Origin of the sequence: Bacillus sp. FSL W8-0223 (genome assembly GCF_038006805.1) — a bacterium.
GTDB lineage: Bacteria > Bacillota > Bacilli > Bacillales > DSM-4216 > Bacillus_O > Bacillus_O smithii.
This window is the reverse complement of sequence record NZ_JBBOVX010000001.1, coordinates 2,568,937-2,580,529: the sequence shown is the minus strand read 5'-3', so window position 1 is coordinate 2,580,529 and position 11,593 is coordinate 2,568,937. Positions and strand designations below refer to the sequence as shown.

Sequence of the window (11,593 nt, the reverse complement as noted above, 5' to 3'; positions counted from 1 at the left end):
AATGAGAGTCGTACTGCAAAGAAGCAAAGAAGCTTCCGTCGAAGTGGACGGAAAAACGGTCGGACAAATTTCATCCGGTTTTGTCCTTCTAGTTGGAATCACTCATGAAGATACAGAAGAAGACGCCGCTTATTTAGCGGAAAAAATTGCCGGGCTAAGAGTATTCGAAGACGATAAGGGAAAAATGAACTTATCCATCCTTGATGTAAATGGAGAAATTCTTTCCATATCGCAATTTACTTTATATGGCGATACGAGAAAAGGACGGCGTCCCAATTTTATGAACGCCGCTAAACCGAGCCATGCAGAGCCTTTATATGATCGTTTTAATGAATTATTGCGCGAAAAAGGCGTGCACGTGGAAACCGGCCGATTTGGAGCGATGATGGACGTCAAATTAGTCAACGATGGGCCGGTCACCTTAATATTGGAAAGCAAATAACGTGATTTTAAGAGGATGGCCGACTGGCCGCCTTTTTATTGTGAAAAATAAGAAATGAGACCGTTGTAAATGCCGGTTGTTGCCTGCTCTTGATAGGGAAGGGTGATAATGGTTTGCTCTTCCTGTGGATTGCTTAAAAAACCAAGTTCAAGCAAAACAGAAGGTTGACTGTTTTCTCTTAGTACGTAAAAATCGCCTTTTTTAACGCCGAGAGAAAAAAGCGGACTTGCTTTTTTTACTTACATTTCCACCGCTTGAGCCAGCCTCTGTTGATAAGGATGATAGTAATAAGTGGTAAAGCCCCGAATATTTTGATTGTGGTTGCTGTCAAAGTGGATGCTTATGAAGGCATCGGCTCCTAAAATTTGGGACATGGCCACTCTCGAAGCCAGCGGAATATAGGAATCATCCTCTCTTGTTAAAAAAACATGCGCCCCAGCCCGTTCCAATTTTTCGTATAAACGTTCTGCTGTTTCCAACGTTAAAATTTTTTCCATAGTGCCGCTTGCTCCTTTTGTTCCTCGGTCTTTTCCTCCATGCCCCGGATCAAGGACGATGGTTTTTCCTTTTAGAACGCTTGGATCCAGTGCTGATTGGGAAGAAACATTGGCTTGATGAACAGCGACTACCCAGCTGGCTATATACCCTGTCTGCCCTTTCGATAAATAAATTTCATACCAATTTCCAACCTCTTTGTTGATCGGATAACGATCACCCGCATTTGCTTTTGCCGTAACAGCGGAATCGGTAGATGGTTCAGTTCGAATATTGGTATTGTTGTAAAGAACGACGGCCATCCTATTGTTCAAAACGTTTTCTTTTTGATCATTGAGGCGAATAAATTGTTGATTTACCCAAGCTGTTTGGTTTTGGTATTCGATTTGCACCCATTCATTTTTCGTTTGTTCGGCCTTCACTGAATCTCCGCTATTCAACTTTCCGACAATATCTCCTTGCTCTGAAGGAATGTTTCGAACATTGACGTGGTCTGCTATGATGATCCCTTGTCGGCTGAAATCGCTCTGTTTTTGATCCAACGTAGTTAAGTAGCCGGCGATCCATCCTTTTGTTCCATTCTTTAATTCAATTTTGTACCAGCCGTTTTGTGATTCCAGCACAGAATAGGTTTCGTTGTTTTTCACGTTGCCGATGATTCCAAAAGAATAGCCGGGGCCTTCCCGAACATTGACGACATCAGTGTTTACGGTGATGCTGTTTGCGTAAGCCAAGCTAGTCTGAAGCAAAACAATCAAAAGCGACAAAAGAAACAACGTCAAAAAACGTGTACCCATCACTCACCATCCATGTCTGTTTTGATTCTGATCCGTCTTTTGAAAGGAACTCACTGTTTCAATTCTTCTTTTTCAAAAAAAATCCTGTTTTTTTATGAAAAATTAGGAAAAAGGAAATAATAGAAACAATCTCACTGCGGATGGATCAGATTTTACGAAAGGCAGGTATCATCATGCGGGCAAACGATAAACAAACAATGGTCTCAAGTGAAAACAAGCCTTTATTTGGCATCCATTTCCATGATCGTATAGATAGAGAAGAAGCGAATTTATGGGAGCTTGCTTCTGAATTCGGTGTGTCTCTGAACGAAATCAAGCGGATAAAAAAGAGGCTTGAACGTTCTTGAGAAATTCCTTATAATAAGGACATTGGCATGTGCGAATTCTATCAAACACATATAGATAAAACCAATGAGGGAGAAGAGTAGTTAAAAACGCATGCAAAGAGAGGAAATGCCTTGGGCTGAAAGCGTTTCTGCATGGCTGTTTAACGAAAAACACTCCTTAGGTTTCCCTCTGAACTTTTAGTAGGAGGGAACGCAGATGGCGTTAACGGACAAAGTGGGAGCAATTTTCGCTCCAATTAGGGTGGTACCACGGGAATCTACTCTCGTCCCTTGTTTTGGCAAGCGCAAGCAAGGGGCGAGAGTTTTTTATGTGCGCCCGGCATGTACATGAACTATAGGGTGTAAGTCCCAAACCCCGAAGACAGAAGTAGAGGTTAGCCAAGAGCAAGGGTGTCCGTGGTGACGCGGAATCTGAAGGAAGCTGGAGGCAAAACACCGGTCCGAGGAACACGAACCTCATATAAGGCTAGGTATGATTGAGTGAGTTTGCATAACAAAACAAAGCTCTTTCTGTCGAAGGTCATATCGAGTAAATGAGGCGGATAGATGGTGTGAAAGTGCATGTACTTACCCGGGGAGGTCTGGCGGATATGTGAAGTACTCTTCATAACCTACTTAGTGATAAGTAGCTGAACCGTCAGAAGTCAGCAGAGGTCATAGTATTAGTTGGTCTAGAACAACTAAGAAGGACCGAACAATTAAGAGAGAATAGCCCTTGGTATTCAGTGAGTCATGATGAACACAGAAAACGTAGTACCTCACTTGAGGGAGGAAGCGGTGAATCCCGTGGGAGACCTCTTGGAGGGTGGAGTGACCACTGGCATAAAGAGAACAGCTATTCACGGAAGTTATAAAGACTTGCGTCAATTATCTTAATTGAACCGCCGTATACGGAACCGTACGTACGGTGGTGTGAGAGGACGGGAGTTAATCGCTCCCTCCTACTCGATTAGCCCGATGGGTTCATCCGTAAGAACTCATGTACATAGTGGTTAGGTACGAAGGAGGAGAAATCATGATACAAATTCCAAGAGGCACTCAGGATATCCTTCCGGGAACTGTAGAAAAATGGCAGTGGATTGAGCAAACGGCCAAAGAGGTTTGTCGGACCTATAATTATTCTGAAATTCGTACTCCGATTTTTGAACACACTGAGCTTTTTCAGCGGGGGGTCGGAGATACAACGGATATTGTGCAAAAAGAAATGTACACGTTTGAAGACAGGGGCGGACGCAGTCTGACGCTTAGACCGGAAGGAACCGCTTCTGTCGTCCGTTCTTATGTGGAAAATAAAATGTACGGAGATCCTAATCAGCCTGTTAAGCTGTTTTACACAGGGCCGATGTTTCGCTACGAACGTCCTCAGGCCGGACGTTTTCGCCAATTTGTCCAGTTTGGGGTTGAAGCGATTGGAAGCGAGGATCCGGCTATAGACGCTGAAGTCATTTCAATTGTCATGACTATTTTCAAAAAGTTAGGTCTAAAAAATATTCAACTTGTCATAAATTCGTTGGGCGATAAAGAAAGTCGACTTGCTCATCGGGAAGCTCTTATTCAGCATTTCAAACCTCGGATCGGTGAATTTTGTGCTGATTGTCAAAATCGGCTGGACAAGAATCCGCTGAGGATTTTAGACTGCAAAAAAGATCGCGACCATGAATTGATGAAGACGGCTCCATCGATATTGGATTATTTAACAGAACCTTCCAGAAAATTTTTTGATAAAGTTCAATTTTATTTAAAGGAACTTGGAATTGAATTTATTGTAGATCCTACGCTTGTCCGCGGATTGGATTACTACCATCATACCGCTTTTGAAATTATGAGCAATGCTGAAGGATTCGGTGCCATCACGACTTTATGCGGCGGCGGACGATATAACGGACTTGTCCAAGACTTGGGAGGTCCGGAAATGCCGGGAATTGGCTTTGCATTCAGCATCGAACGGCTTTTGCAGGCACTTGAAGCGGAAAAAGTCAAATTGCCTGTAGAACGAGGTCTCGATTGTTTTCTTGTTTCTTTGGGAGAGGAAGCAAAAGATTATTCCGTCAAGCTGTTGCAAGAGCTTCGCCATGCCGGAATTCGGGCCGATAAAGACTACCAAGATCGAAAAATGAAAGCTCAGTTGAAACAGGCGGACCGGTTAGGCGCTCGCTTTGCGGCGATTTTAGGTGAAGACGAATTAAAGAAACAGGTGGTCGTCCTAAAACAGATGGAAACAGGTGAGCAAAGAGAAGTTCCTATTGACCGGCTTGTTTCTGAATTAAAAGAAATATAAAGTACGAATCAATCTGTATATCGACCCCTCTGCAAAACAGAGGGGTAAATGCCAAGATCAATGAACCATTTCATCTATGTCTATCAATTGAGGAGGAGAAAAGATTGTTTGGAAGAACTCATTATTGTGGAGAAATTACAGACCAGCACATTGGTGAAGAGGTCGTTTTAAAAGGATGGGTGCAAAGAAGAAGAGATTTAGGCGGCTTGGTTTTTGTGGATCTGCGTGACCGGACGGGAATTGTCCAAGTGGTATTCAGCCCGGAAACATCAAAAGAAGCTTATGAAACAGCAGATAAAGTTCGGAACGAGTATGTTCTTGACATAAAAGGAAGAGTGGTGGCGCGCAGTCGTGAAACGATCAACCCCAATATTAAAACTGGGACCATTGAAATTCAGGCGAATGAAGTGACGATTTTAAGCGCAGCCAAAAATCCGCCGTTTACGATTGAAGACCGGACCGAAGTTTCGGAAGATGTGCGCTTGAAATACCGTTACTTGGATTTGCGTAGAAATACGATGTTTGAAACGTTTCAAATGCGTCACAACATTACAAAATCGGTTCGCAGTTTTCTTGATGAAGAAGGATTTATCGAGGTAGAAACGCCGATTTTGACAAAAAGCACACCGGAAGGAGCACGCGATTATTTAGTGCCGAGCCGAGTGCATCCGGGAGAATTTTACGCACTTCCGCAATCTCCCCAAATTTTTAAACAGTTGTTAATGGTGTCGGGATTTGATCGCTATTATCAAATTGCTCGCTGTTTTCGAGATGAAGATTTGCGCGCTGACCGCCAACCGGAATTTACTCAAATCGATATCGAAGCAAGCTTTTTAAGTCAAGAAGATATTATGGACTTGACTGAACGAATGTTGAAACGATTAATGAAAGAAGTCAAAGGACTGGAAATCACCGAACCATTTCCGCGAATGACTTATGCAGAAGCAATGAGCCGCTATGGTTCCGACAAACCGGATACCCGCTTTGGCATGGAACTGATCGATGTCTCTGAAATTGTTAAAAATTCAAGTTTTAAAGTATTTGCCAATGCCGTAGCTCAAGGGGGGCAAGTAAAGTTAATTAACGCCAAAGGAGCTGCAGGCCAGTATTCCCGAAAAGATATCGATCAGCTGGCAGAATTTGCAGCGCGTTACGGTGCTAAAGGTCTCGCATGGCTAAAAGTAGAAGATGGAGAATTAAAAGGACCGATCGCCAAATTTTTCAGCGAAGAAGAACAAGATCAGCTGAAGAAAACGGCGGAAGCAGAGAGCGGCGATTTGCTTCTTTTCGTCGCAGATAAAAACTCAATTGTGGCCGATGCTCTCGGTGCTCTTCGTCTTAAACTTGGAAAAGAACTAGGTCTGATCGATGACAATCAATTTAATTTCTTATGGGTAACCGATTGGCCGCTCCTTGAGTATGACGAAGAAGATGGAAGATATTACGCTGTCCACCATCCGTTTACGATGCCTTTCAGAGAGGATTTGCCGTACCTTGAAAGCGAGCCTGAAAAAGTACGGGCTCAAGCATATGATATCGTTCTCAATGGCTATGAACTGGGCGGAGGTTCACTGCGGATTTTTGAGAAAGATATACAGGAGAGAATGTTTAAAGCGCTAAGTTTTACAAAAGAAGAAGCAGAGGAACAATTCGGTTTCCTGCTTGAAGCGTTTGAATATGGAACTCCGCCGCATGGAGGAATCGCATTAGGACTGGATCGGATCGTCATGCTTCTGGCTGGCCGGTCTAATCTGCGCGATACGATTGCTTTTCCGAAGACGGCCAGTGCAAGCTGCTTGTTGACGGATGCACCGGGGGAAGTTAGTCAAAGCCAACTGGAAGAGTTGCATTTGAGACTGTCTGTTGAAAAAAATGGGTAAAGATTATGTGTATTGAATGTTGATAAATCAAGAAGGCTATGTTAATATATCAGTAACGATTACGAGTCCTGATGTGTACGTTAGTAACCTATTCTGTTTTGACCGAACACTTAGATTTACGGGAGCCTGGAGTTTTTAAGTAGCGCAAATGCCTCTTTCTCTGGATGGAGGACTTGCAAAGCTTAAAACAGGGCACCCACCTGCCGAGAGCGGGTTCAAAACGTATAGATCTTTGACAACGGCACGATTGGGACTCGTACTTTTGTTTCCGTAGACTTTAAATAGCCCGAATAAACCATTTTGCTTTGATGAACAACCGCTGCATGCAGCGGTTGTTTTTGCGTATTGAATGAAAAGGTTTTCTTATCAGGCAGGTCATTCGACTATCCTCCATAAAAACGTCTATTGAATCCTTTCTATTAGATGAGGTAAGATAGTTTTTGGCGAAAAAACTGTCGAGCTTAGGCAACGGCTGATTACATAATAGGAGTGAGAATATGCTTCACCAATTTTCGAGAAATGAATTAGCGATTGGAAAAGAAGGGCTGGAAAAATTAGCAAACAGCACGGTTGCTGTACTAGGCGTTGGAGGAGTCGGTTCCTTTGCTGTTGAAGCGTTGGCACGTTCCGGAATTGGACGTATTGTAATGGTGGATAAAGATGTAGTGGATATAACGAATGTGAACCGGCAAATTCCCGCTTTGCTGTCCACGATCGGAAAAGCAAAGGTGGATGTGATGAAAGAAAGAATCGCGGATATAAATCCTGATTGTGAAGTCATCGCCTTAAAAATGTTTTATACGGAAGAAACGTATGAGCAATTCTTTGGCTATCGCCCTGATTTCGTCATTGACGCATCCGATACCATTACTTATAAGATTCATTTAATGAAAGAATGTTTGAAACGAGATATTCCCATCATTTCTAGCATGGGAGCCGCTAATAAGATGGATCCAACCCGATTTCGGATTGCCGATATATCCCAAACGCACACTGACCCGATTGCGAAAGTAGTTCGTACCCGATTGCGGAAAGAGGGGATCAAAAAAGGGGTCCCTGTTGTGTTTTCCGATGAAAGCCCCATCGTTATCCGCGAAGACGTCCGCAAAGTGGTCGGCAACGACGAAGCAAGTATTCGAAAAGCGAAAATGCCCCCATCTTCGAATGCGTTTGTTCCATCTGTATGCGGCCTGATTATGGCCTCATACGTGGTTCGAAAGCTGCTAGAAGGAATAGAAATAGCACGGGTGCAAAACGGGTAAAAGCCGCCGGTACAGGCGGCTTTTTATGTGCGCCCGGCATGTACATGAACTATAGGGTGTAAGTCCCGAACCCCGAAGACAGAAGTAGAGGTTAGCCAAGAGCAAGGGTGTCCGTGGTGACGCGGAATCTGAAGGAAGCTGGAGGCAAAACACCGGTCCGAGGAACACGAACCTCATATAAGGCTAGGTATGATTGAGTGAGTTTGCATAACAAAACAAAGCTCTTTCTGTCGAAGGTCATATCGAGTAAATGAGGCGGATAGATGGTGTGAAAGTGCATGTACTTACCCGGGGAGGTCTGGCGGATATGTGAAGTACTCTTCATAACCTACTTAGTGATAAGTAGCTGAACCGTCAGAAGTCAGCAGAGGTCATAGTATTAGTTGGTCTAGAACAACTAAGAAGGACCGAACAATTAAGAGAGAATAGCCCTTGGTATTCAGTGAGTCATGATGAACACAGAAAACGTAGTACCTCACTTGAGGGAGGAAGCGGTGAATCCCGTGGGAGACCTCTTGGAGGGTGGAGTGACCACTGGCATAAAGAGAACAGCTATTCACGGAAGTTATAAAGACTTGCGTCAATTATCTTAATTGAACCGCCGTATACGGAACCGTACGTACGGTGGTGTGAGAGGACGGGAGTTAATCGCTCCCTCCTACTCGATTTTTAAGGCAAGCATTTCTTTTTTGAGCAGTAATCCATGAAAATAAAGGCAAAGAGAATGACGCCCGTTTGACATGCTGGTAAAGGTGTCAAGAAACGACGTCATCGTTCATCATTTAGGCTGCCGTAATAGAACGATGATGTTCTTTCCAATGATCATCGCTCTTTTTTTGGTACATTGATGGATCGAAGTTTTCCCTCATCTAATCAGCTGCATTTTCGGCATTAAGCCAGATCTTTCGCTTTTGTTTCCGTTCCTAATAGGGCGATGCTGACAACGCTGATGATAATCGCCGCACAAAAAATAGAGAAGATGGCGGAGATAGAAGTCTCGCTGCCAAGAAAACCGATCAAAAGCGGACCGAGGATGCCTCCTATTCGTCCGAAAGAAGTGGCCATTCCAACCCCTGTACCGCGGATAGCCGTCGGGTATTGTTCCGGTGAATAAGCATAAAGTGCTCCCCAAGCGCCTAAGTTAAAGAAAGATAGTAAAATTCCATAAGTAATCAACAACGGCAAAGTTTCCGCATTTCCAAAAAGCCATGCGCTGATGGAAGTACCCAGCAAAAAGATTATTAAGACCCATTTACGGCCGATTCTGTCAATCAGCCAGGAAGCAGTGAAATAGCCGGGAAGCTGTGCAAGAGTCATAATCAGCACATAGCCGAAACTTTTAATTAGGCTGAATCCTTTCATGACCATAATGCTTGGGAGCCAAAGGAACATGCCGTAATAAGAGAACACGACGCAAAACCAGACGATCCATAGCATGATCGTTTTTCGAATATGTGGACGAGACCATACTTCTTTTATGTTTAGAATGAAAGAACGTTTTGTTTTTACCGATTGAAAACGGGCTGAATCGGGTAAATTCCAGCGTAAATACAGGGCGTACAGTGCCGGAATGGCTCCTAATAATAATGCCATTCTCCAACCGTATTCTGGAATAATAAAATAGGAGACGACAGCAGCAAGCAACCAGCCGCCTGCCCAGAAACTTTCCAAAAGGACAATGATTCTGCCACGATCTTTGGCCGGTACGCTTTCCGATACAAGTGTTGATGCAACGGGAAGTTTGCCCCCTAAGCCCATCCCGATAAAAAATCGGAAGAATAGAAATAAGACAAGAGTGCTTGTGAACGCCGATAATCCGCTCCCGATCGTAAAGAGAAGCAACGTGATCAGAAAGACCGGCTTTCTTCCGATTCTGTCAGCCAGCAAACCAAATAAAAAGGCGCCTGCTGCCATACCGATGGAGTTAACGCTTCCAATCCATCCCATTTCCTTGACCGACAAATTCCAATCTTTTTGCAGGGCAGCTTGGATAAACGACAGCATTCCGACATCCATGGCGTCAAACAGCCAAGCGAAACCGGCTATACCTAGGAGCTTGCGAGTGTTTTGTTTTAATGCGTCATTCATTGAAGATTTCCTCCTGTAATTACATATGTAAACAAATGTATTTACAACTAATTATACAGATAAAGGCTCATTGGAACAATCCTTTTCGTATTTTTTGAATCATCCTGCAAGGATTTATCAATTTTATTGTCAAAGAAAATATAATGAGATCAAGGAAAGGATAGGATCATTCATTATGTATGTAATATGGACGTTGTTCTTTGGATTATTAGCCATTGGGACCATTTTAATATTGGTTGGGAAAATATGACGAGTGGTCAACAATTAACGAATGGCATTTTATTCGTTGCTTGGGTTGTCCGTACGAGGGGACTAAGTGCGGATGAACATTCCGTTGCATGCATCTTATTTTCTAAAAAGTCAATGTTGAATTTTTATCGAACAGTTCAAAACGAAGTGCTAGAGGGTCATGCCGAAGAAAAGAGGTAACGGAAAAGCTTTCTGAATTAGTGGAAAGCTGTGAAATACAGATCATCACGTTTCTTGAAAAGAGATGAAAAAGCTTGTCCACTAAATACGGACAAGCATTTCATTTCTTTACGAGACTTCTTTCAAATATTCTTTTCCTTTTTCAGCGTCGTATTGTCCAACCAATTTGGAAACGATAATAGAAGCAAGTGAATTTCCGATAACATTGACAACTGTACGTGCCATGTCCATAATTCGATCAATTCCAGCTATAAAGGCCAATCCTTCCACTGGTAAATGGGTGGTGCTCAGTGTCGCAAGTAACACAACGAATGAAACACCGGGAACCCCCGCAATTCCTTTGGAAGTGACCATAAGAACTAACACTAGGGAAATTTGTTCAGCAATTGAAAGATGAATGCCGTACATCTGGGCGATAAAAATGGCGGCTATTGATTGATAAAGAGTGGAGCCGTCCAAGTTGAAGGAATAACCGGTAGGAATGACAAAAGTGGTAATCCCTTTTGCACATCCGAATCGTTCCATTTTCTCCATTAACTTTGGCAGAACGGTTTCTGAACTGGAAGTGGAATAAGCAAGGATTAACTCGTTTTTTAGGATTTTAAAGATATGAAAGATATTAATGCCAAATAGTTTGGCAACTAATCCTAAAACGACCAGAATAAATAAAAACATGGTTCCGTAAACTGTTAATATAAGTTTACTTAGCGGAATTAAAGAACTTACTCCAAACTTCGATACGGTAATGCCGATAAGGGCAAAAACGCCAAACGGTGCAAACCTCATGACCATGTTTGTCACATTAAACATGGCATCGGCAGTTGCTTGGAAAAATTTCAGTACAGGTTTTCCTTTGTCTCCGATCGCGGCAACTCCGAGCCCGAACATAACGGAGAAAAAGATAATGGCTAACATATCGCCGTTCGCCAATGCTTTAAATAAATTGTCAGGGACGATGTTGACAATGGTATCTGCAAATGAGTGAGAGGTTGCTTGTTCTGTGGTGCTTAAGTAACTTGAGATATCACCTTTTTGAAGAGAGTGTATGTCTACGCCAACACCAGGTTTTACGATATTTCCTACCAACAGCCCTAAAATGATTGCGACGGTGGTAATGATTTCAAAGTAAAGCAGCGTAATACCGCCCAATTTTCCCAATTGTTTGATGTCGCCAAGCCCTGCAACTCCAACGATGAGGCTGGAAACAACAATCGGGATTACAATCATTTTAATGAGTCTTATGAATATATCGCCGATAGGTTGTAGGAATCCTTGAACGGAGGGATTGCCATAAAAAATAACCCCGACGATAATTCCTAATATTAGCCCAATAAATATTTGCCAAGCTAATCCAATTTTTTTCAAAAAAACCACTCCTTTCTCTCTATTCGACAAAATAACATAAAATGCGACGAATATCATTTTAATTTATTTTTTTGAAAAGAGTCAAGATTTTTGTAAAGAAAATGGTCTACTTTTTATTTTTTTTATTTTCAGAAATCGATAATTGTCACAGCCATAGCATGATGAAGAGGTCACCACTGGCCGATTGACCCTCGTCAGTTGCGTTTAAAA

Annotated in this window: 7 protein-coding genes, 1 other RNA gene, 1 pseudogene and 1 other annotated feature; of the genes and pseudogenes, 6 read left to right on the top strand and 3 right to left on the bottom strand. The window is 42.8% G+C overall.

The features are described 5' to 3' along the window. Position 1 precedes the first annotated feature (1 nt). Positions 2-442 carry a D-aminoacyl-tRNA deacylase gene (gene dtd / locus NST81_RS12545; protein WP_003355480.1) on the top strand — a complete coding sequence of 147 codons (441 nt, stop codon included), beginning with the start codon at positions 2-4 and terminating at the stop codon, positions 440-442. A 35-nt stretch (positions 443-477) separates the two neighbouring features. On the opposite strand, the pseudogene NST81_RS12540 reads toward dtd, so the two are convergent. Beyond that, positions 478-1,734 (bottom strand): annotated as a pseudogene (locus NST81_RS12540) (N-acetylmuramoyl-L-alanine amidase). Positions 1,735-1,907: 173 nt separating this feature from the next. Here NST81_RS12540 and NST81_RS12535 point away from each other — a divergent pair. From NST81_RS12535 to NST81_RS12515, 5 genes are all read left to right on the top strand, one after another. After that, positions 1,908-2,081 (top strand): hypothetical protein, encoded by a 174-nt coding sequence (locus tag NST81_RS12535; protein WP_340395997.1) that lies wholly within the window; start codon positions 1,908-1,910, stop codon positions 2,079-2,081. Between the two features lie 55 nt (positions 2,082-2,136). Continuing rightward, positions 2,137-2,355: a binding site (T-box leader), on the top strand. A 738-nt stretch (positions 2,356-3,093) separates the two neighbouring features. Next, positions 3,094-4,359 (top strand): histidine--tRNA ligase, encoded by a 1,266-nt coding sequence (hisS, locus tag NST81_RS12530; RefSeq protein WP_061778474.1) that lies wholly within the window; start codon positions 3,094-3,096, stop codon positions 4,357-4,359. A 104-nt stretch (positions 4,360-4,463) separates the two neighbouring features. Continuing rightward, complete coding sequence (gene aspS, locus NST81_RS12525; protein WP_341030011.1) at positions 4,464-6,239, top strand: aspartate--tRNA ligase; 1,776 nt, start codon at positions 4,464-4,466, stop codon at positions 6,237-6,239. A 62-nt stretch (positions 6,240-6,301) separates the two neighbouring features. Beyond that, positions 6,302-6,497, top strand: a non-coding RNA gene (ssrS, locus tag NST81_RS12520) — 6S RNA. Positions 6,498-6,736: 239 nt separating this feature from the next. Further along, positions 6,737-7,501: a tRNA threonylcarbamoyladenosine dehydratase gene (locus NST81_RS12515; protein ID WP_003355475.1), complete on the top strand. Its 765-nt coding sequence runs from the start codon at positions 6,737-6,739 to the stop codon at positions 7,499-7,501. An 891-nt stretch (positions 7,502-8,392) separates the two neighbouring features. Here the strand turns inward: NST81_RS12515 and NST81_RS12510 are convergent. Further along, complete coding sequence (locus NST81_RS12510; RefSeq protein ID WP_341030010.1) at positions 8,393-9,589, bottom strand: MFS transporter; 1,197 nt, start codon at positions 9,587-9,589, stop codon at positions 8,393-8,395. Positions 9,590-10,126: 537 nt separating this feature from the next. Next, a complete protein-coding gene (locus NST81_RS12505; RefSeq protein WP_048623739.1) occupies positions 10,127-11,383 on the bottom strand; it encodes a cation:dicarboxylate symporter family transporter in 1,257 nt (418 codons plus the stop codon). Positions 11,384-11,593 lie beyond the last annotated feature (210 nt).

What these genes read in the sequence shown, in the direction of transcription:
- dtd (WP_003355480.1), top strand. Translation starts at nt 2, where the DNA reads ATGAGAGTCGTACTGCAAAGAAGCAAAGAAGCTTCCGTCGAAGTGGAC.
- NST81_RS12535 (WP_340395997.1), top strand. Translation starts at nt 1,908, where the DNA reads ATGCGGGCAAACGATAAACAAACAATGGTCTCAAGTGAAAACAAGCCT.
- NST81_RS12515 (WP_003355475.1), top strand. Translation starts at nt 6,737, where the DNA reads ATGCTTCACCAATTTTCGAGAAATGAATTAGCGATTGGAAAAGAAGGG.
- NST81_RS12510 (WP_341030010.1), bottom strand. Translation starts at nt 9,589, where the DNA reads ATGAATGACGCATTAAAACAAAACACTCGCAAGCTCCTAGGTATAGCC.